General features: G+C 33.1%; 20 protein-coding genes. 10 read left to right on the forward strand and 10 right to left on the reverse strand.

Annotated elements, in window-relative coordinates; translation table 11 throughout:
* Positions 1–11 precede the first annotated feature (11 nt).
* Complete coding sequence (locus RTY06_RS11435; protein WP_312825001.1) at positions 12–689, reverse strand: response regulator transcription factor; 678 nt, start codon at positions 687–689, stop codon at positions 12–14.
* Between the two features lie 111 nt (positions 690–800).
* On the opposite strand from RTY06_RS11435, the gene RTY06_RS11440 reads away from it, so the two are divergent.
* On the forward strand, positions 801–1,382 hold the full coding sequence (locus tag RTY06_RS11440; protein ID WP_312825002.1) for a hypothetical protein: 582 nt from the start codon (positions 801–803) through the stop codon (positions 1,380–1,382).
* Here the strand turns inward: RTY06_RS11440 and RTY06_RS11445 are convergent.
* From RTY06_RS11445 to RTY06_RS11480, 8 genes are all read right to left on the reverse strand, one after another.
* Positions 1,379–2,251, reverse strand: a complete 873-nt coding sequence (locus RTY06_RS11445; RefSeq protein ID WP_312825003.1) for a ChaN family lipoprotein — start codon at positions 2,249–2,251, stop codon at positions 1,379–1,381. The genes RTY06_RS11440 and RTY06_RS11445 overlap by 4 nt on opposite strands.
* A gap of 76 nt (positions 2,252–2,327) precedes the next feature.
* A complete protein-coding gene (locus tag RTY06_RS11450; protein ID WP_312825004.1) occupies positions 2,328–3,350 on the reverse strand; it encodes a ChuX/HutX family heme-like substrate-binding protein in 1,023 nt (340 codons plus the stop codon).
* 142 nt (positions 3,351–3,492) lie between these two features.
* Positions 3,493–4,137: a class I SAM-dependent methyltransferase gene (locus RTY06_RS11455; RefSeq protein WP_312825005.1), complete on the reverse strand. Its 645-nt coding sequence runs from the start codon at positions 4,135–4,137 to the stop codon at positions 3,493–3,495.
* 160 nt (positions 4,138–4,297) lie between these two features.
* Positions 4,298–5,074: a heme ABC transporter ATP-binding protein gene (locus RTY06_RS11460; RefSeq protein ID WP_312825006.1), complete on the reverse strand. Its 777-nt coding sequence runs from the start codon at positions 5,072–5,074 to the stop codon at positions 4,298–4,300.
* Positions 5,071–6,111 (reverse strand): iron ABC transporter permease, encoded by a 1,041-nt coding sequence (locus RTY06_RS11465; RefSeq protein ID WP_312825007.1) that lies wholly within the window; start codon positions 6,109–6,111, stop codon positions 5,071–5,073. The genes RTY06_RS11460 and RTY06_RS11465 overlap by 4 nt, the downstream gene beginning before the upstream one ends.
* Before the next feature lie 69 nt (positions 6,112–6,180).
* Positions 6,181–7,062 carry a hemin ABC transporter substrate-binding protein gene (locus tag RTY06_RS11470; protein WP_312825009.1) on the reverse strand — a complete coding sequence of 294 codons (882 nt, stop codon included), beginning with the start codon at positions 7,060–7,062 and terminating at the stop codon, positions 6,181–6,183.
* Between the two features lie 18 nt (positions 7,063–7,080).
* Complete coding sequence (locus RTY06_RS11475) at positions 7,081–8,181, reverse strand: HmuY family protein (RefSeq protein WP_312825011.1); 1,101 nt, start codon at positions 8,179–8,181, stop codon at positions 7,081–7,083.
* 11 nt (positions 8,182–8,192) lie between these two features.
* On the reverse strand, positions 8,193–10,328 hold the full coding sequence (locus RTY06_RS11480; protein WP_312825013.1) for a TonB-dependent receptor plug domain-containing protein: 2,136 nt from the start codon (positions 10,326–10,328) through the stop codon (positions 8,193–8,195).
* A gap of 107 nt (positions 10,329–10,435) precedes the next feature.
* Between RTY06_RS11480 and RTY06_RS11485 the strand changes: the two genes are divergently transcribed.
* From RTY06_RS11485 to lipB, 4 genes are all read left to right on the forward strand, one after another.
* On the forward strand, positions 10,436–11,224 hold the full coding sequence (locus tag RTY06_RS11485) for a T9SS type A sorting domain-containing protein (protein WP_312825014.1): 789 nt from the start codon (positions 10,436–10,438) through the stop codon (positions 11,222–11,224).
* Between the two features lie 186 nt (positions 11,225–11,410).
* Complete coding sequence (locus RTY06_RS11490; RefSeq protein ID WP_312825015.1) at positions 11,411–11,653, forward strand: hypothetical protein; 243 nt, start codon at positions 11,411–11,413, stop codon at positions 11,651–11,653.
* A 203-nt stretch (positions 11,654–11,856) separates the two neighbouring features.
* Positions 11,857–12,702 carry a T9SS type A sorting domain-containing protein gene (locus tag RTY06_RS11495; protein WP_312825016.1) on the forward strand — a complete coding sequence of 282 codons (846 nt, stop codon included), beginning with the start codon at positions 11,857–11,859 and terminating at the stop codon, positions 12,700–12,702.
* A gap of 108 nt (positions 12,703–12,810) precedes the next feature.
* Positions 12,811–13,521, forward strand: a complete 711-nt coding sequence (gene lipB / locus RTY06_RS11500) for a lipoyl(octanoyl) transferase LipB (RefSeq protein ID WP_312825017.1) — start codon at positions 12,811–12,813, stop codon at positions 13,519–13,521.
* Between the two features lie 35 nt (positions 13,522–13,556).
* Here lipB and RTY06_RS11505 read toward each other — a convergent pair whose 3' ends face one another.
* A complete protein-coding gene (locus RTY06_RS11505; protein WP_312825018.1) occupies positions 13,557–14,912 on the reverse strand; it encodes a deoxyguanosinetriphosphate triphosphohydrolase in 1,356 nt (451 codons plus the stop codon).
* A gap of 126 nt (positions 14,913–15,038) precedes the next feature.
* On the opposite strand from RTY06_RS11505, the gene RTY06_RS11510 reads away from it, so the two are divergent.
* From RTY06_RS11510 to RTY06_RS11530, 5 genes are all read left to right on the forward strand, one after another.
* On the forward strand, positions 15,039–16,400 hold the full coding sequence (locus RTY06_RS11510; protein WP_312825019.1) for a M20/M25/M40 family metallo-hydrolase: 1,362 nt from the start codon (positions 15,039–15,041) through the stop codon (positions 16,398–16,400).
* Between the two features lie 243 nt (positions 16,401–16,643).
* Complete coding sequence (locus RTY06_RS11515) at positions 16,644–17,561, forward strand: T9SS type A sorting domain-containing protein (protein ID WP_312825021.1); 918 nt, start codon at positions 16,644–16,646, stop codon at positions 17,559–17,561.
* 61 nt (positions 17,562–17,622) lie between these two features.
* Positions 17,623–18,291, forward strand: a complete 669-nt coding sequence (locus RTY06_RS11520; protein ID WP_312825023.1) for a DUF2461 domain-containing protein — start codon at positions 17,623–17,625, stop codon at positions 18,289–18,291.
* 114 nt (positions 18,292–18,405) lie between these two features.
* On the forward strand, positions 18,406–19,479 hold the full coding sequence (locus RTY06_RS11525) for a nitronate monooxygenase (RefSeq protein ID WP_312825025.1): 1,074 nt from the start codon (positions 18,406–18,408) through the stop codon (positions 19,477–19,479).
* A 144-nt stretch (positions 19,480–19,623) separates the two neighbouring features.
* Positions 19,624–20,106 carry a histidine phosphatase family protein gene (locus RTY06_RS11530; RefSeq protein WP_312825027.1) on the forward strand — a complete coding sequence of 161 codons (483 nt, stop codon included), beginning with the start codon at positions 19,624–19,626 and terminating at the stop codon, positions 20,104–20,106.
* Positions 20,107–20,171: the final 65 nt, after the last annotated feature.

The raw sequence follows: 20,171 nt of genomic DNA on the forward strand, positions 1-20,171 counted from the left end.
AATGATTAATTTTAAAGTGGACTTAGGTAATATCCGAAACCTGGTCTTGTGTGGATGAGTTTAGTTTTGAAGTTTTTATCAATTTTTTTTCTTAAGAAGTTAATATAAACTTCGATGGCATTGTTTGTAGATTGGAATTGGTTTTTCCAGACTTCGTCAGAAATATACTGTTTAGAAAGTGTTCTTCCGTTGGCTCTGGCTAATAAAACCAATAACTGAAATTCTTTTACAGTCAGACTAATTTCTTCTCCTGAACGGAAAACTTTGCTGTCTTCCGGATAAATAATTAAGTCATCAACAACGATTTTTTCTTTCTCTTCTGTTTTTGGCGAGAGTCTTCTCATTTGAGAATTGATTCTAAGCAACAATTCTTCCAACAAAAATGGTTTCACCAGATAATCATCCGCTGCTCTCAAGAAAGCTTCTTTCTTTTCCTCGATTCCGTCATAAGCAGAAATAATGATAATCGGCGTTTCGGAATTGGTTTCTCGAATGGTTTTACAGATGTCTAATCCATTGATTTTCGGAACATTGATATCCAAAAGAAAAATATCATAAGGTTTGGTTGAAAATATATCAAGAAACTTTTCTCCGTCTTCCGCTTTATCGGTTTTGATGGATTTGGATTCTAGGAAAAGTGCAATTTCTGAAGACAAGATTGCATCGTCTTCTAAAAGTAAAGCCTGCATTTTGTGATGATTTATTTTACAAATATGGGAAAAAGTAATTTGGGAAGAGAGACAAGGAGAAATATTTTTCAATTCTTTAATTAAGAATATTATCTTTGAGGATATTTTTTAATGATGAGAAAAAAACTATTAATCTTATTACTTTCAGTCTTTTATACATTTTTATTCAGCCAAAATAATTATGAGAATACTATAAAAAAAGACTTAACTTCTTTTGTACAAAATATGAAGTCAAAAGATATGGACAAAGCCGTTGAACATATCTATCCAAAATATTTTAATGTTGTTTCAAAAGAGCAAATGAAAAAAATTTTGAATTTCACTTATAACAATCCAGCTATTAAAACAACAATTTTAGATTTTAAAGTTCTTGATGTTGAAAAACCAGAAAAAATTAATAATGAATTTTTCTCATTTACAAATTATGGATTCCAAATGAATCTAAAAATTGATTGGACTTCTTTTCCGAATAATCAACAAATAAAAGCACAAATTAGTGATGGTCTTTACAAAAAGTTTGGAAAAGAAAATGTAACTTATTCTTCAAAACAAGATGATTATATAATTAATGCTAAAATGAAAGCTTGCGCAGTTTCTAGTAATGGAAACGAATGGAAATTTGTAATAGTTGAAAAAGATTATAAGTCTCAATTATTAAAAGTTCTGCCTAAAAAAATATTAGACCAATTCTAATAAGTCTTCGTCATATCACTCGGAATCACAAGGTTAAATTCTGTCGGAATAAAATCTTTCTCAGGTAAAGACAAATCCGGTTTTTCAGATTCAAAAACTGAAATAACTGCGATTTTAAGATTTGGATTTTTCTTTTTTAAGTACCAATAGATTCCGCCGTATTGCTTGCTGTGATAATCGCCATTGTAATGGATGAAAATCTTTCCGGACTGTAGATTTTGGAAAATCGATTCAGCCATTGTTGCATCTTTTATGGCTTGAGCTGAGACAAAATTCATTAATTTCATTTCGTCAACGTGGTCTCCCATCAGAGATTTCATTTCTTTGTAGCCAGGCGTTTCAAAGGTCACTTCTATCGGCAATTTCGCAATGAATTTCTTTTCTGCTTCTGGTAGTTCATTCAAACTGCTAATTCCGTTTTTGGAAGTTTGGGAAGCGTATTTTCTAGGAACATTCGTTGCAATGAAACTGAGTTTTTTGTCTTTCGCAAAATCAACCAAAGGTCTGTAATCGGTTTCGTAATTTTTCCAAAGTCTTAAAGAATCTTTCAGATTTTTGGCTTCAATTTTTCCTGCTAAATAAGAATTCAAAGCTTGTTGATTATCTCTTTCGAACATTTCTGCTCCTAAAATAATCAGCCCGTTTTTCTTTTCGAAAAGAGCTTCTGTAATTCTTTTTTCCAACCAATGGTTAATAGAATTATCGTGATGTTCGCCAATAAAAACAACATCATAATCCGCCAATTCTTTAATTAAATTTTTGGAAGAAACCTCTTTTGATTTCTTGTTATAGAATTTAAATGCATCAAAATTTTGTGCATTTATATTACTTAAACTTATTATAGCGATAAACAATAATAACTTTTTCATTAGCAATAAAATAAAGAAGTCGTTCTAAAGTAAATTAAAGCTATAAAACGACTTCAGATTAATAATTATTTCTTATTTATAAGCCGGCAACCAAGTCTTTCCATTCCTGGAGTTCTGGATTTCCCGGCTTTCTTTTTCCAAAGAATTGAACGATAAATTCACCGTCTTTGTTGAATACTTCTACCGAAGTTACTTCGCCGTCTTCAGTTGGTTTTTTCGTAATCCAAGTTTCACCAATTTTGGTTGTATCAAGGTGTAGGTTAAAATCCGGATCCATTACATTGAACCATTGTTGATGCCAAAGCGTCTTCTTAACTTCGCCGGTATGAATCTGAATAATTCCTCTGTTTCCAACAAAAACCATAATTGGAATGTGTTTTTCAGAAGCATCTTCCAAAACATTAACGACTTTAGAATTATCGATTTTTTGAGCGAAACCTTCCGGAGCCAATCTCAACGCTTGCGTTCTGCTAACCCCGAATTTCTTAGTCATCATAAAGAAATCGTGTGTGTCCTGTAAATCTTTCCAAGCTTGTTGAAAACCTACTACATCGATTTCAGAATCTGCTTTTTCTGCAGGTTTTGAAGCAATTGGTTCTGTTACAATTTCGGAAGATTGTTCGTCAGCTTTATATTTTTCTGTTAAAGCATCAAATTCTGCTTCGTTGCTTTTGTTTGTCAAATAGATTTTATGAAGTGCCAATCCGTCTTTTCCGAAGAATTGGAAACTTTTTCTATCGCCTTCAACAACAGAAAAACCAAATTTCCAAGAGTTGATAAAGATTCTCAAATCGATGTCCTCTCCTACGAAAACCTGTCCGTGAGGATTGCTGAAATCAGGATTCAGATAAACACCTTTTCTTTCGTGAACACATTCGTCGTTTCTTGTCAAAGCCATTACTTTGTCAAGCTTTACAACTTCCTGCAAAAGCGATGAGAATTCTGGCTTAAGAACTGTAACGCCATTTCCGATGTTTGTTGCTAAAAGCTCTGCTTCGCTAACACCTAACTGTTCTGCGGCGTTTCTTATTCTAAGATGTGGATTTTCTGCTTTCAGAACTTCCCATTTTGACTTTAAATCATTTATTAATGTACTCATATTGATTTGTTTTTTGATTGTTTATTTTAAGTGCTTGCTTTATTTAACACAAAGCTCACAAAGATTTTTTATTATTAATTGTTTTAAGGTTCACAAAGGCGCTATCGCTTAGAAAAGTTGAAAATATAAGCTACTATTTTTTTTACTTTTTGATTGTTAGGACTTTGTACTCTCTTTTTACGAATGTTCCGGTTTTGCTGGTTATCCATTCTTCTTTATCGGAGCGAATCATCCTTTTGAAATTGGTTTGTGCGACTAATTCTTCCACATCTTCGTAATTGTAAAGCTTGAAATCTGCTGTAAAAGGAAGGTTTTTCATAAAATCTTTCTTTGCAAATGTGAGGACAAAACTTCCGTCTTTCTTTAAAACTCTGTAAATTTCATTAAAGAATTCCACGGGATTTTCCCAGAAATAAATTGTATTGACAGTCATTACTTTATCAAAGCTTTCACTTTCAAAAGGAATTTTGTTTCCGTCGTATAATTGAAAATTGGCTTGAGAAAGATATTTTGAATTGATACTTTCAGCTTCGGATTTCATTGTTCCAGAAATTTCTAAGCCTGTGTATTTGATATTTTCTGCAAAATCCAAAAGATAAGACAAGTGTCCCGCATTGCCGTGACCAAGTTCTAAAACGCTTTCGTTGTCCGCCAAATGTAAAGCTTTAATGCTTTCTTTGGTCATCGAAATATTGGTTTCGTTCATCATTTTCGCGACTTCTTTTCCGGTTTTTCCTTCCGGATTGGATAATTGCTGTGCTAATATTTTGAGTTCTTGTTCTGTCATTTTTTAGTTTTTTGAAGCTAAGATTTATTTTTCTCGCTGATTTTACAGATTAACCGTTGAATCACTCGCAGCCCGACTTGAGCGGAAATCCTTTTTACGCAGCGTAGCGAAGTGAAAAGATTGGGAGCGGAAGGCGGATTAAGCTGCCCAAATAATTCTTTTAACCAAATAAAATCATTGTGCTGTCGTTGACCGGATGTTTGCAAATGGTACACGGAAAGTTGTAAGCTCGGCTGATTTTTTCCTCCGTAAAAATCTCTTCCGGAGCACCGTAAGCTAAAACTTCTCCTTTTTCCATCAACAGAATTTTGTCTGCGAAACTGGCAGCTAAATTCAAATCGTGTAAAACAACGACTGCGGTGTTATTATTTTGAGTAAATTTTTTAATTAATTCTAATGTATTGTGTTGGTGTTTGATGTCCAGATTATTGAGTGGTTCGTCCAAAAACAAAAGCCTGTGCGCAATCTCGTTGTCCAACTGAGCAAGAACTCTCGCCAAATGAACTCTCTGCTTTTCACCACCGGAAAGCGAGTTGTAATCTCTGTCTCGAAAATGAATAATCTCTGTTTCCACCATAGCAATTTCCGTGGATTTTATATCATCCAAAGTCGGCTGAGAACCGAAGTAAGGATAACGCCCCATCATCACAACATCTTTCACCAAAAGCGGGATATCCTGAGCGTTGTGCTGGGAAAATTTGGCTTTATGTTTTGATAATTCTTCGAGTTTCCAGGCGTAAATTATTTTGTCTTTGAAGAATATCTCCTGTTTTTTATCGGTTCTGATTTCGTTGGCTAGAACGTTTAACAGACTTGACTTCCCTGCTCCATTTGGACCAACAATCGCCAGAAATTCTCCGTAACCGACATTGATATCAACACCTTTTAAGATACTGACGTTTTGACTTTGATAATTGATTTGGTGTCCTTTTATCATCTCAAAGTATTTTTATATTTGATAAGAATTGCAATGAAAATTGGACCTCCAATCAATGATGTTAAAATTCCGATTGGTAATTCTGACGGTGCAACGATTGTTCGACTGATTGTGTCTGCAAGCAATAACAAAATACTTCCGCAAATTGCTGATAAAGGCAAAATGAAATGATAATCTGAACGGAATAATAATCTCAAAATGTAAGGAACAATAAGTCCGACAAAACCGATTGTACCCGAAAATGCAACGCAAGTCCCTATCATTAATGAAGTTATCAATACGATTTGTTTTTTCAAAGTCTCAACATTGATTCCCAAATGCTGTGCATCTTTTTCGCCTAATAACATTGCATTTAACGCTTTTCCTTTCGGTAAAATAATGATGTATGAAAACAATAGAACAATTGATAAAATAATGTTCCTTGTCCAAGTTGCGCCTGCTAAACTTCCTAGATTCCAGAATGTTAAATCTCTAAGCTGTTCGTCCTTAGATATATAAATCAAAAACCCTACAAATGAAAAACCAATAGATGTAATGGCAACTCCTGAAAGCAGCATCATTACAACATTTGTTTTTCCTGCGCTTGTGGAAATTCTGTAAACAATAACCATTGCTAAGAATGCACCTACAAACGCCGAAACGCCAACTAATGAATTTCTTATGATTTCAGGAAGATAAGATTCAAAAGTATGTCCGAGAACGATTGTAATCGCCGCTAGTAAAGTTGCTCCCGATGTTAGACCAATCGATTCTCCCGTTGCTAAAGGATTTTTAAACATTCCTTGTAAGGTTGTTCCAGAAACCGCTAACATACTTCCAATTAAAACTGCCATTACAATCCGTGAAGTTCGAACATCCCAAATCACATATTTTTCACTTAATGATAATGAAGAATCATCGGTAAAAAACTTCCACAATACTTCATATGAAGAAGAACCTCCGAAGTCATAGACCCCGATATTTAAAGCTAAAATCATCATCATTATTAATAAAATAATACCGATGATGGCGTAAAATGTAAGACTTTTTGATTTCAAAACGCTTAATTATTTCTTTCCATAGGTTAGACCTACAACTATTAATGTTGAACTTTTAGGTTCAAAGTTTTATTTTGAAGACTCGATTAACAATCTGTTTAAACTTAAAGCAGCTTCTCCAACTCTTGGTCCGAAAGATGATAATAATCCGCCGTCCAATGCGATTACTTTTTTGTTTTTACCTGCATTGGTTTGAGGAACGCCTGGCATTTTAAGTGCACTTTCTATTCCACCTGAACTTTGTAAACCACTTGAGAAGAACAACAGTACATCAGGATTTGACTGCACAACCGCTTCTGGTGTTAAAGGTTTGAAATCCTCGAAATCATTTGCTGCATTTTGCCCTCCTGCAATTTCTATAATACTTGCCATTGGTGTATTTTTTCCGCCAACCATCATCATATTTCCTCTAGCGTAGATAAAAAGGACTTTTGGTTTTTTAGCGATTGGCTGGATTTGTTTTACGTCTACATCAATTTTCTCTAATAATGCTTGCTGATTTGTATTTCCTAAAGCTTTTGCAACTTGGTCAATTAACTTTTTAGTTCCATCAATAGAAAACTCTTGATTGAATAATTCCGTTTTGATTTTAGAAGCTTTGATTTTTTCTAATAAATCCGGATTGATGTCTTTATCAGAAGCTAAAATCAAAGTTGGATTAAGTTTCATAATCGGTTCAATAGTCATAGAACGAACGTGTCCTAATTCCTCAGCTGTAGTTTTCAAACTTTCCGGATACGTACTTGTAACATCAATCCCAACGATTTCTTTCTCGTGACCAAGCGCAGCTACAATCTCCGTAACACCTCCACTGATACTTACTATTTTTTGATTAGAAACCGGTACTTCAGTTTTAGATTCTTTCGGTTTTGCAACTTTAGAATCTTCTTTTTTACAAGAAAACCCTGCCAAAAGAAGCGCTGAGAGAACAGCTATTTTGATATTTTTCATATGTTTATTTTGGTTTGATTAAAGTGGTTTGTATTCGAATTGTGGATAGCCACGAACGCCATCGTCATTTGTCATTCTCAGAAACTTAATTTTGAAATAAAAACCTTCAGGATCCTTCAATACGTAAAATCGGTCTCCATAAGTTTCTAATCCGTTTGTTCCAACAGGATTTCTCCAGTTTGCACCGATTGTTCTTTGATCTGTATAATTAAATTTTGACATATCAATATCAGAAGCTTTGAAATTGTTATAATACTCTGTGGCATTAACATTTGAAGGAATTGTTACCTGATAAGAAGCCGCTCCTCCCATTATATTGTCCAATACAAAATCTCCATAAATGTAAGTTCCCGCTCCTTCTATCACATTAGTAAAGACCGTAAAACAAAGATCCCATTTTTCTTTTTGAGGCTGAATAAGAAGTTCTTTATTATTCTTCAGACTAAAAAAAGTATAATTATAATCCGTATTTTTAGCAATAGTATATTCTTTATAAGTTGTATCGCCCAAATTGGCATATTTGATTTTATACGCTTCGGATCCTGCTCTAGTTATTTGGATTTTCATCCAGCCTCTTTCATTACCTCCAGTAGTTATTGAACCTACAGGTACAGTTCCAGTGTAAATATCTTTTCCTAAATTAACAAGATATACTGCATTATCTGCATCATTAATTGCAATTTCTGAAATAGCAGTATAATCAGTAGGAAAATTACCTTTTACATCATCAACATAAGAAACATTGGTTGGATCAAAATTAGCAACCTGAACTTTAGTTTTAAGCTCTGCAACTTCTGATTCTTTTACAAGATTAATATCTGTAACGTTAGGAATTTTTCCAGCCGCCATCATTATTGAAGAATTGAGAACGACCTTAAATTGATCACCAGAATAGAAAGCCAAATCCCAATCTGTACGCACATTAAGCGTCTGTTTGGGATTACCTTGAGCATCAACATCACTTAAATCTACCCATACTTGATTTGGCTGAGTAGGTCCCGCAACGCTTGGATTAGCAATAGCTCCCTCTATTGGAGAAACGGCAATTGGATCTTCATTATCTTTAAGGCAAGATTGAAGTGTAATAATTGATATTAGTATGAACAATAATTTTTTCATTTTCTCAGCTTTTAAAAATTATAATTAACTCTTGCAAAATAGCTTCTTCCATAGAACAAATTCTGAGTATCAGCAGGACCATTGTGCGCATTGCCAGACTGAACAGTATTTCTAATACTAGTAACATCAAAAATGTTTTTAATACCAAGAGCTAGTTCAAAATAGTTGTTGAAGAATGGTTGGCTAACTGTAAAATTTAACATACTAAAATCTCCAATATCTCCTAATACGTATGTTCCTGTATCTGCAGCATCTTTAAACTCTAATGAATATAATTTGCTTTTGCCGGTATATTTGTAGTATAAGGCAAATAAAGTATTAGTTACTGGCAAGGTATAGTTTGCAGCAGCATTAATTTCCATATAATAATTAAAATTATCATCGGAAGTAGCATTTCCTGTATTTAAGTTTTGTGAAATTCCTAGTGTAGAAATCCCAGCATTGAAAGAAAAATTATCTTTTCTTGCACTGAAACTTCCACCAAATAGTATTGATTTGTAATTATCCACATTCAGATAGGTGTATCGTAATGGAACGTTACTTACAATTACACTTTCTATACGATCTTTTACATCCATATACATCCCACTAAGTCCAACATTAAGTTTCCAATTGCCCGAAGTAGCCGTTGCATAATCCCAAAAAGCACCTGCAGAATATCCCGTTTCTGGCTTTAGATTTTCATTACCTCTTATATCGTGATTACTATCTACAATGTAAGTGTAGAGCTCATCATACTTCGGAAAACGATTGGCGGAACCTAAAATAGTTCTGATATTTGAATTTTCCGATGTTCTGAATCTGGTAGTTAATGAGTAATTGTACTGTTCATCAAATTTATCACTCAAAGCCAATCTAATACCTGGACGAAAGGATAACCAATTCAAAGGATTCCATTCTGCTGAAAGAAAATTAGCGTAATTGAAAATGGTTCTGTTTATATTTTTGTCGTTATCTCCAATTTGATTTTCAAAAGTAGAAGAATTTGCAAAACCTTTTGTACGATCTAGCTCATAACCAATCTGAAAATTAATTTTATCACTATTTAAAAAGTTACTGAACATGCCTCTAGAATATAGAACTTCAGATTTATAAAAGGTCTCTTTTGGATCTGTAGATCTTACATACCTATTGGGTACATCATAAAGTTTATCTTGAGATTGTCTTTCTTGGATTTGATAAGAGAAATCTCCTGTATAATTAATGTTTGCGCCTAATTTAGTAGTCACATTTAGCTGATGGATCCATCTTTTTGTAAAATAATCCACATCATTTGAAGTAAATGTTCTTTCACCACCAGCAAAAGGTAAAACATTAGTATTAGGGTCATAGTAATTAATTTCTTCGATCAAAAAATTAACTTTATAAAACAATGTCGTCTTATTTTTTGCGTATCGCAATGCTGCATTAGCAATTAATAGATCTTTTGGTTGCCATTCATAACCACGTTCTCCATTTACGCTCTCATCAAAATGTTTATAACCTTTTTGTATGCCTTGAAATCCTTGAAAATCATTATGATTAATATCTGCGGAAAAAGTCCAATTATCTGATATTCTATATCCTAAATTAAGACTCTGAATATGTCTCCCGTTTCCTTTTTTGTACCAATCATAATTTTTCCCAACCGTTTCTTCTTGCAAAGAAGCGTTGATATTGATTTTCTTCTGATAATCCTTTTTGGTAATAATATTAATAACACCTGCCATTGCATTGTTACCATATTCTACACCCATTGAGCCTTTTACTATTTCTATACGTTCGATATTATTGACATTGATCTTGGTAAGATCAAAGATATTACCCATTCCTTGATCGCTCACTACAGGGATATTATCAATCAAAACCTTTGTATATTCTCCACTCAAACCCATAATGTTAGCTTGAGAATCTCCAGAACTTGCGCTTGGTACAATAAGAATATTAAGGTTTTGGTTTAGAACTTCAGCAGCATTGGTTACTGCCATATTTTTGATCTGCTCAGCATTGATTACTTCAACTTTGTAGATTGACTTGTTAACAGATTGAGCATTATATTGTCCTGTAACAACAACTTCTTCAATATTTTTTTGATTAATTGAGTCTATTTGAGCATAGGCAAAATTCAAAACAGCTATGGACAGAAGGCTCATCGTTCGCTTCTTCATTGAAAAAAATTTTTGCGAAGATAAGCTTTTATTTAGAATGATTAAAAATAAATTCATACTTTTGTGGAATAATTCTAAATAACAATTTAAGTTTAACAATATCTAATATGAAAGCAAAATTATTTTTGGCAGCATCTTTATTAGCGGTAGTTGCTAATGCGCAATTAATAACAATTAATGAAGATTTCAATAACTTCACATCTGGTAACACAACTTTCCCTCAAAATGGATGGTCTGTAAGTTTGCCTGGATTCACCTCAGCACCACCAGCTATGATGATTGTTACTGCAGGTTCTAATAAATATATCCAAGCATATCCAGGAATTAATGTTGCAAAGGACATGTTCCTTATCACTCCACAGATTGTAGCACCAGCTGGAGACAAAACTCTATCTTTCGACACAGCAATGGAAGCCGGTGGTCTTGGTACAACAGGAGTCGTACAAGTTGGAGTTGCAAGTAACCCTGCGGATATGACAACCTTTGTAGCTGTAGGTAATCCAATTGAACTTACAAGTACGACTATTCAAAATGTAAAAGTGGTAATCCCAGCTTCTACAGACACTTATCTAGTTATAAGAACTACTTCTGCTACTATGCATACACCTATCCGTATCGATAATGTAAAATATGGTGCAAACTTAGCAGTTAACGAAAGTGCTTTCAACTCAAGTAACCTGAAATTTGCTGTTTCTGCAGATAACAATTCTTTAAAATTCTCTACTACAGAGCAACTTTCTAGCGCAAAAGTTTATTCGGCTACCGGAGCAATTGCAAATGAAGGAAAAATAATTGATAACTCACTTGATATTACAAGATTGAAAACTGGTGTTTATTTCATCGTTATTGAAAACAAAAATGGACAATCTGTAAAATCTAAATTCATCAAAAAATAATTAACAATTATTTTAAAACTACCAGCCTTTTAAGTTTTCTTAAAAGGCTTTTTTTGTGTTACACAAAATCTAATCAGCTGATGACATTTATCATTTCATAAAATATTTTAGTTTTTAATAATTCTAAATAAGAATTAAATGTTAGTTTTGTAGAATCATTCTAAATAACAGAATTCAATTATAATTATGAAAACAAAACTATTTTTTGCAGCTGTACTTTCTCTTTCGGTAAGTCAGACTATTTTATCCCAAACTGATGAATTTGGTTACACACAGGTTGATCTATCAATGGGAGCTCAATATGCAAATAGAGTCTTTTTTGATTTTTCTGAAAACAAAATAGTTACTCAACCTGCAATAGGATGGGATATCGCTTTTTACAGAAATTCAGCGATGGGTTTTGGAGAAAAAATAAATGATGCAAAATAAATGTTTATCAAATCTCATCTAATCCAGCAGATTTTGACACTGTTGTTCCTGGAGATATTGATAATGCTGGAGATCCACTTTACAACCCTGATAAAACCGACTATCTTGAGGATGGAGCTTTTGATAATGCAACACTTCTACCACCGGGGCATCCAAACTACAGTTGGGGAACTTATGGTTCTGATCATCATATCAAAGGTAAAGTGGTTTTTATTTTAAAATATGGTAATGGCGACTTATACAAATTTTTTATAGAAGATTACTTCAGCGGTTACACCTTCAAATATGCTAAATGGAATGGTAGTGCTTGGGGAACTACACAAACCAAAACAATTGCTAACGGCTCTGATAATGCATACTTCAACTACTTCTCTTTCGCTACAGGTGAAAAAATTGAAAATCTAGAACCAGCAAAAGATGCATGGGACTTGATGTTTACAAGATATTGGACTTTTTATAATGGTATAATGATGTATCTGATGTCCGGAACTATACAATCTCCAAACGTAACGGTAGCTTATGTAAAACCAGAAACACAAAGTACTGCTACAAATACACTTCCTACAACCAATGCGTTCAAAAAAGAAATCACAACAATTGGTCATTCTTGGAAAGGAACTAGTGGTTTTACTCCTATTGCTTATGAAGATGTTGTTTATTATGTAAAAGAAGGGAACAAATATTATAGAATGTACTTCACATCAAACGGAGGAGCAACGACTGGTAATATGTATTTCAAATACAAAGATATTACAGGAGAACTTTCTGTAGCAGACTTTGGGAAAAAAGGAACTTTCGGGATCTATCCAAATCCAACAAAAGAAGACAAAAAAGTTAATATATTATTTGATGTAAAAGAAGCCGCTTCTAAAAATGGAAACATCGAAGTATTTGACTTCTCAGGGAAAAAAGTATATGAAACTTCGATTATTAATCAGTCTGGATTCTCTACCCAAGAAGTGGATCTAAACAAGCTTTCTACAGGAACTTATTTAGTTAAAATCACTTACGGAGGACAGATAGAAACTAAAAAGCTTATTGTAAAATAAGCTATATTTTCAGATTTTATTCTTTATAAGACCACCTTCGGGTGGTTTTTTTCGTTTATTGTTATTTGGTGAAATAATGAGTAATTTTGTATAATTAATTCAATTGAAGTGAATTCTATCATCAATAAAAAAGTCAAGTTTCAGGATTTAGGAATCAAAGATTATCAACCAAGCTGGGATTACCAAGAAGAATTACTGAAACAAAATCTCGATACTAAGAAGCACAACAGAGACAATCCGGAAGATCAGAAAGAAACTAATAATTATCTGTTATTTGTAGAGCATCCGCACGTTTATACATTAGGGAAAAGCGGTCACGAAGAAAATCTTTTAGCTAATGAAAATAAACTGAAAGAAATCAATGCGACTTATGTCAAAGTGAATCGTGGTGGCGATATTACTTATCATGGATTTGGACAGATTGTCGGCTACCCTATTTTGGATTTGGAGAATTTCTACACAGATATTCATCGTTATATGCGAGATTTGGAAGAAGTCATCATCCGAACTATTGCAGAATATGGACTGAAAGGAGAACGTTCGAATGGAGAAACAGGCGTTTGGTTGGATGTTGGAAAACCTTATGCTAGAAAAATCTGCGCAATGGGTGTCAAAGCTTCACGTTGGGTTACGATCCACGGATTTGCTTTGAATGTGAACACAGATATGCGTTACTTCGAATATATCATTCCTTGCGGCATTACTGACAAACAAGTCACTTCTTTGAAACGGGAATTAGAAAAAGAAGTAGATTATGAAGAAGTAAAAGTCAAAATCAAGAAACATTTTGCTGACGTTTTTGGCTGTGAATTAATATAAAAAAACTCGGAATATAATTTCCGAGTTTTTTTTATTTACATTGTCATTCCTATATCAATTCCTTTAATTTTTCTGTAAAGATCGGTTGCAAAATTATCCGTCATTCCGGAAACAAAATCAATTACGCCAAGCACTTTTTGATAATGTGTTCCTTCTTCGTAAAAGAATTGTTTTGGCAGAAGCTTTAATGCTTTTTTATCGTAAGATTTTCTTTCACCTACAGATTTCAAAATCGAAGGAATAAAATGATCCAACAATTCGTACATCACGTTGTAACCAGCATTTTCGATTTCAACAACCGCTTTATGATTGTAAATTTTTTCAATAGAAAAACTTTCAATATCCTGTAAAGTTTTGTTCTCAGATTTGTAAATATCCAAAAGTCCTTTGTCCAAATTACCTTCCAGAATTGTATTGAAATTACTTTTATAAAGTTCTACAGATTTATTGATTAATGCATTAATAACTTTGGCTCTCAGATAAGAGATTTGTTCATTTTCGTTACTGATAGAATTCAGTTTTTGCTCTACTCTATTGATATCATTGGTTTCAGACTTCACCAATTCGAAGAAGAGATTTTTACAATCCGCAGTAGAAACAATTCCCAATCTGTGCGCATCTTCCATATCAATGATGTTGTAACAGATATCGTCAGCAGCTTCTACCAACCAAACAAACGGATGTCTTTTAAAAATATAAGGATTTTCATTTTCTTGAATCATTGATGTTCCCTTTGCAATCTCAAGAAAAATATCTTTCTCATTCTGAAAAAAACCAAACTTCTTACGATGAATAATACCTTTCGTCTTAGCAATCGCCTCGCAAGGATATTTTGCAATACTTGCCAATGTTGCAAAAGTCAATTGAATTCCGCCTGCATCTTTGCCTTGCTGTTGTTGCGCAAGAACTCTGATGGCGTTGGCATTTCCTTCAAAATTAATAAGATCTGCCCATTCTTTTTCATTGAATTTTGATTTCAAGTCAGATTCATTTCTATCGAAATAACTCGCAATTGCATCTTCTCCCGAATGTCCAAAAGCAGGATTCCCAATATCATGACAAAGACAAGCTGCTGCAATCACATTTCCTAGATTATGAAGATAAAAATTCTTGGAATCTTCATTAAGATCATTGATGAAATTATCGTGGATAAACTCACCAATCACACTTCCTAAACTACGACCAACAGAAGAAACTTCTAAAGAATGTGTCAAACGATTGTGTACAAAAACACTTCCCGGAAGTGGAAAAACTTGAGTCTTGTTCTGTAGTCTTCGGAAAGCTGATGAGAAAATGATCCTGTCAAAATCTCGTTGAAAATCGGTTCTGGAAACTTTGGTATGCGGATTATTTCCTGTGCGTTGATTGGTAAAAATTGAATTCAAATCCATTCCGCAAAAATAAATAATTTACTTTTCAAATTAAGCCTATTCCTGCATTTGATTCGGACAAATTCAAAATATAACCGGATAATGATATTAATTGTTTAATTTTGAAATGAAAAATCTACTTTATAAATGAAAAAGCCCTTAATCAAAATACTTCCGCTCCTTCTGGGCGGAATTTTATTTGCACAAAACAAACAGGATTCTATTCAGTTCAAAAGAATATCAGACGAAATCCTAATCAACGAACAAGCCTATTCTAATTTATATGACCTTACCAAAAATATCGGTCATCGACTCAGCGGATCCGAATCTTATGAGAAAGCTACAAAATGGGCATTCAACAAACTAAAAGAAGCAGGTGCAGACAAAGTTTGGTATCAGGAAGTGATGGTTCCGGTTTGGGTACGAGGCAAAGAATCTTTACAAATCAAAACAACAAAAGGACAATGGAAAAAATTGAATATGCTGTCATTAGGAAATTCAGAAGGGACAAAAGGTCAAGATCTGACTGCAGAAATTATCCTTGTAAAATCCTTTGATGAGTTCAATAAACTGTCTGAAGCTGATGTAAAAGGTAAAATTGTTTTCTTTAATTATTCATTCAATCAGACATTTATTTCTACCGGACAAGCTTATGGTGATGCAGGAAAGTATCGATCTACAACCGCTTCTTTAGTTGCTAAAAAAGGCGGAAAAGCTGTAATCATACGTTCGCTTTCTTCGTCTTTTGATGATGTGCCTCACACTGGAATGATGAGATATCAGGAAGGAATAGAAAAAATTCCCGCTGTAGCAATAGGACCAAAAAGTGCTGATGAACTTGAAAAAACACTCAAATCTGAAAAAATATTGGCGAAACTGAATTCCAACTGCACAATGAAACCGGACAAACTTTCACATTCTGTGATTGGAGAAATCACTGGCAAGAAAGACCAAAGCGTGATTGTGGTTGGTGGTCATCTTGATTCTTGGGATGTTGGAGAAGGCGCTTCTGATGACGGAACAGGTATTGTACAAAGTATCGAAATCCTAAGAACTTTCAAAAAACTTAATCTTCAAAATAATCACACAATCCGCGTTGTTTGTTTTGCGAATGAAGAAAACGGCGTAAAAGGTGGAAAAAAGTATAAGGAAGAAGCTCAGAAAAATAATGAGAAACATCTTTTTGCAATAGAAAGTGATGGCGGAGGTTTTACACCAAGAGGTTTTGGGCTGGATATGAAAGAGGATAAACGCAGACAAATTCAATCTTGGGCAAGTTTGTTTTTCCCTTATGGCATTTATGATTTCACGAAAACATATTCGGGAACAGATGTAGAACCTCTGAATGAATTAGATGTTCCAACGGCAGAACTTGTTCCTGATTCTCAACGTTATTTTGACATTCATCATACTGCAGAAGATACTTTTGAAAAAGTAAATCGTAGAGAAATGCTTTTGGGTGCAGTTGCAATGGGACAATTAATTTATATGATTGATAAGAATTGGTAATCTAAAGTCCTTTCAAGAATCAAAAAGCTGAATCATTTCTGAGTGATTCAGCTTTTATTTTTCATCGATATAATATTTGAATTTTTCTAGAAAAGGTAATTAAGCCAAAAGGTTTAGCAATTCCATCAAAATTTATTTTAACGAAAACTTGTTTTAACAAAAAATCACAATTAAAAACATTTCATTATCAAAAATGATTTGATTTAAGTTTTATTTTGCTTATCATTGGCAAATTTTTAATTTATGAAGAACAAATACTTATTGATTCTATCCTTTATCTCGTCATTTTCATTGGCACAACAAACCATTTCTTTCGAAGCTTCCGAAGGTTATTCTGCTGGAAGTATTAACGCACAAAATGGTTGGGAAGTTACACTTAATAATGATGAAAATCCTATCAACAATCAAACGATTTCCACAGAAAAAGCTTTTGAAGGAACTCAATCTTTGAAAATAAGTGTAGATGAAGCAGAAGATTTTGGCTGGTTTCCAATCTATGGAGCTGCTAAAATGTTTGATAGAGCTTATAATTTTCAACATACAATCGTAGATTTTGATGTTTTTATTACAGAATTAGAAGGCTCTACATTTGAGTTTGGAACTTTTGGAGTTGTAGATACAGACGAGTTTATGCCGGTTTCTATCTACTCTTTCAACTATACAGGTAATCTAGAAGTAGTAAATGATGAAGATTATGGCTATGAAAGTACCGATTTTACTTGGGAAGCCAACAGATGGTACCATCTAAGATCTGAAACCAACAGCAACGAAATCAAATTTTACATTGATGGCGTATTAATCAAAACAATTCCGAATTTTGCTCAAACTAATATTACAGGTGTTAACTTTGTCCACGATAACTTTAGTGGAAGTGCTTATATTGATAATATAAAAATCAATGATCAAATACTGGCCGTAAATGATGTAACGAAAGCCAGCATCAAATTATACCCGAATCCTGTCAAAGATATTCTGAAAATTAATCTATCTGATAACGAAAACATAAATGAAATCAACATCTACAATGTAGCTGGACAAAAACTGAAAACGATTTCTAAACAAACAGAAATCAACGTAGAAAGTTTATCAAAAGGTGTTTATCTGATTGACATCAAAACAGATAAAAACAAAACTTACAATTCCAAATTCATCAAACAATAAAATTGAAAATCCTGCTATTCAGCGGGATTTTTTATTTAATTTTAATCGAAATATTAGTCCGATGAAAAACGTCATAAATCAAGAAACATTAAACTTCCTTTCAACATTAGAAATTAATAATAACAGAGAATGGTTTAATGAAAATAAAAACCTGTATTTAAAAGCAAAAGAGAATGTTGAAAATGTTGTGAATGAAATTATTTCCGAAGTTGCAGAATTTGATAAAAGTGTAGAAAGATTGGAAGCTAAGAATTGCATTTTCAGAATCTACAAAGACACAAGATTTTCCAAAGATAAGACGCCTTATAAGACCAATATCGGAGCTTCGTTGGTAGAAAATGGACCCAAAACTTTGAATCAAGCAGGTTATTATGTTCATATAGAACCCAACAAATCTTTCCTTGCTGGTGGTGTTTATATGACCGAATCAAAAAACTTGAAATCTATTCGAGAAAAAATCAGTTCTGAAGGCGAAGATTTCCTAAAAATCCTTAATAAAAAAACTTTCAAAGATGTTCTGGAATTACAAGGTGATCGATTAGTAAAAGTTCCACAAGGTTTTGACAAGGAAGATCCAATGGGAGATTATCTCAAGTTCAAGCAGTTCACGGTCTTTCATCCCCTTTCTAATGAAGATGTTTTGAATGCAAACTTTGTAAAGAATACCGTTAAAGTTTTTAAAGAAATATATCCTTTTAATCAGTTTCTCAACGAAGCTATTGGAAATTAAAATTTAAAATAATATAAAAACATTTGATTCTTTTGCTTCAGAGGTATTATTTGCTCTCTTGAAGTCTGTTTTATTTTATAATTTTTAAATATTTCAAAAAAATAATCAATCATTATGAACTGGAACAATAGCATAACAAAACTATTAAACATCTCCTATCCTATTATCCAAGCAGCAATGTTTGGCGTTACAACTCCAGAAATGGTTGCTGCAACTTCAAAAGCTGATTGTTTGGGTTCATTAGCTTTGGCTGATTTAGATTCAAAACAATGTTCAGAATTAATCAGAACGACAAAACAACTCACAGATAAAGCTTTTGCTGTTAACATTTTTGTTCACGAGATTCCAGAAATTACAGAGGAACTGAAAAAGAAGTACTCTAAAACTAAAAGTTTCTTTGAAGAATTGGCTAAGGAAAATCATATCGAAGTTGACCTTCCTGAAATTGATAAAATCAAAATTAATTCCTATCAAGAACAAGTAGATACAATTATTTCTGAAAATTGTAAAATTGTAAGTTTCACGTTTGGAAATCTCGACCAACAAAGTATTGAAAAATTGAAGAACAATGGAACAATCCTTATTGGAACTTGCACTTCGGTAAGCGAAGCTTTGATTTTGGAACAATCTGGGATAGATATTATTTGTGCTCAAGGCATAGAAGCTGGTGGACACAGAGGAAGCTTTACGAATGAAAATATCCCTCAAATTGGTGGTTTATCGCTTCTATCCCAAATCCGTGACACGGTAAAAGTTCCGATTATCTATGCAGGCGGAATTTACAATGCAAAAACACTTTTAGCAACAAAAATTTTAGGAGCAGACGGATTTCAAATTGGAAGTCTATTACTAGGTTCACAAGAAAGTGCTTTGAAAGATTTTGAAAAACAAAGATTAAGAAATGTAAACGAAGATGACATTATCCTGACCAAAAGTTTTTCAGGACGATATGCCAGAGGAATCAAGAATACTTTTATCGAAACTATAGAAAATTCGGATTTTATACTTCCATTTCCTTATCAGAATAAGTTGACAGGGGAATTGCGTAAGGTTGCGAGAGAACAAAATAATTCAGAATTTGTCAATCTATGGACTGGACAATCCATTAATAAATTGAGTGAAAAATCTACAACTTATAATCTGAAAAAATTAATTGAAGAAACAGAGAATAACTTTTACCAAAGCTAACTTTCAAAGATTAAAAAACTTGAAAAAGTAGATTTTTCAGAATGATATAAATATTAATGAGAAATAACATATCAAAAATTATAAAGTAAAAAATCAACGTATCGTTTTTTTTATTAATTTTAATTTAATATTAATTCATTATTAATGAAAACACTTTTACTCGTGAGACATGCCAAGAGTGATTGGCCAGTAGATGTCGAAGATTTTGACCGCCCTCTTAATGATTTGGGAATTACAAATGCACCTAAAATGGCTCATTTACTAAAAGAAAAATCGGTAGAGATAGACAGCTTTATTTCAAGTCCTGCGAAACGTGCTCTTCATACTTGTGAATTATTTTCGGAAGTTTTTGAGAAATCTTTTTCTACAGACAAAACATTATATAATCCTAGAGAAAGTAATTTTGAAAATTTGATTTATGGATTAGATAATTCTATCAAGTCTGTTGCTCTATTCTCGCATAACAATGGAATATCAAATTTTGCTAATTCATTAACCGAGGAAATTGTCAATCTTCCGACTTCTGGAGTTGTAGGCTATGAAATAGATTGTGATAATTGGAGCGATTTCGAAATAGCAAAAAAACGGTTTTTATTTTTTTATTCTCCAAAGAATTTCAATCCATAATTTCTAAATAAAAAAACTCCGCCTTTCATAGACTGCACCCAAAAGTTTAGACAAAATTAAATAAT

The sequence above is a fragment of the Epilithonimonas sp. genome, assembly GCF_032055105.1.
Taxonomy (GTDB): Bacteria; Bacteroidota; Bacteroidia; order Flavobacteriales; family Weeksellaceae; genus Epilithonimonas.

Excerpts from the sequence above, each read along its gene's own strand:
- RTY06_RS11445 (WP_312825003.1), bottom strand. The coding sequence starts at position 2,251 with ATGAAAAAGTTATTATTGTTTATCGCTATAATAAGTTTAAGTAATATA.
- RTY06_RS11510 (WP_312825019.1), top strand. The coding sequence starts at position 15,039 with ATGAAAAAGCCCTTAATCAAAATACTTCCGCTCCTTCTGGGCGGAATT.
- RTY06_RS11460 (WP_312825006.1), bottom strand. The coding sequence starts at position 5,074 with ATGATAAAAGGACACCAAATCAATTATCAAAGTCAAAACGTCAGTATC.
- RTY06_RS11440 (WP_312825002.1), top strand. The coding sequence starts at position 801 with ATGATGAGAAAAAAACTATTAATCTTATTACTTTCAGTCTTTTATACA.
- RTY06_RS11520 (WP_312825023.1), top strand. The coding sequence starts at position 17,623 with ATGAAAAACGTCATAAATCAAGAAACATTAAACTTCCTTTCAACATTA.
- RTY06_RS11515 (WP_312825021.1), top strand. The coding sequence starts at position 16,644 with ATGAAGAACAAATACTTATTGATTCTATCCTTTATCTCGTCATTTTCA.
- RTY06_RS11450 (WP_312825004.1), bottom strand. The coding sequence starts at position 3,350 with ATGAGTACATTAATAAATGATTTAAAGTCAAAATGGGAAGTTCTGAAA.
- RTY06_RS11475 (WP_312825011.1), bottom strand. The coding sequence starts at position 8,181 with ATGAAAAAATTATTGTTCATACTAATATCAATTATTACACTTCAATCT.
- RTY06_RS11525 (WP_312825025.1), top strand. The coding sequence starts at position 18,406 with ATGAACTGGAACAATAGCATAACAAAACTATTAAACATCTCCTATCCT.
- RTY06_RS11455 (WP_312825005.1), bottom strand. The coding sequence starts at position 4,137 with ATGACAGAACAAGAACTCAAAATATTAGCACAGCAATTATCCAATCCG.
- RTY06_RS11505 (WP_312825018.1), bottom strand. The coding sequence starts at position 14,912 with ATGGATTTGAATTCAATTTTTACCAATCAACGCACAGGAAATAATCCG.
- RTY06_RS11480 (WP_312825013.1), bottom strand. The coding sequence starts at position 10,328 with ATGAAGAAGCGAACGATGAGCCTTCTGTCCATAGCTGTTTTGAATTTT.
- RTY06_RS11490 (WP_312825015.1), top strand. The coding sequence starts at position 11,411 with ATGAAAACAAAACTATTTTTTGCAGCTGTACTTTCTCTTTCGGTAAGT.
- RTY06_RS11485 (WP_312825014.1), top strand. The coding sequence starts at position 10,436 with ATGAAAGCAAAATTATTTTTGGCAGCATCTTTATTAGCGGTAGTTGCT.
- RTY06_RS11435 (WP_312825001.1), bottom strand. The coding sequence starts at position 689 with ATGCAGGCTTTACTTTTAGAAGACGATGCAATCTTGTCTTCAGAAATT.
- RTY06_RS11530 (WP_312825027.1), top strand. The coding sequence starts at position 19,624 with ATGAAAACACTTTTACTCGTGAGACATGCCAAGAGTGATTGGCCAGTA.
- RTY06_RS11470 (WP_312825009.1), bottom strand. The coding sequence starts at position 7,062 with ATGAAAAATATCAAAATAGCTGTTCTCTCAGCGCTTCTTTTGGCAGGG.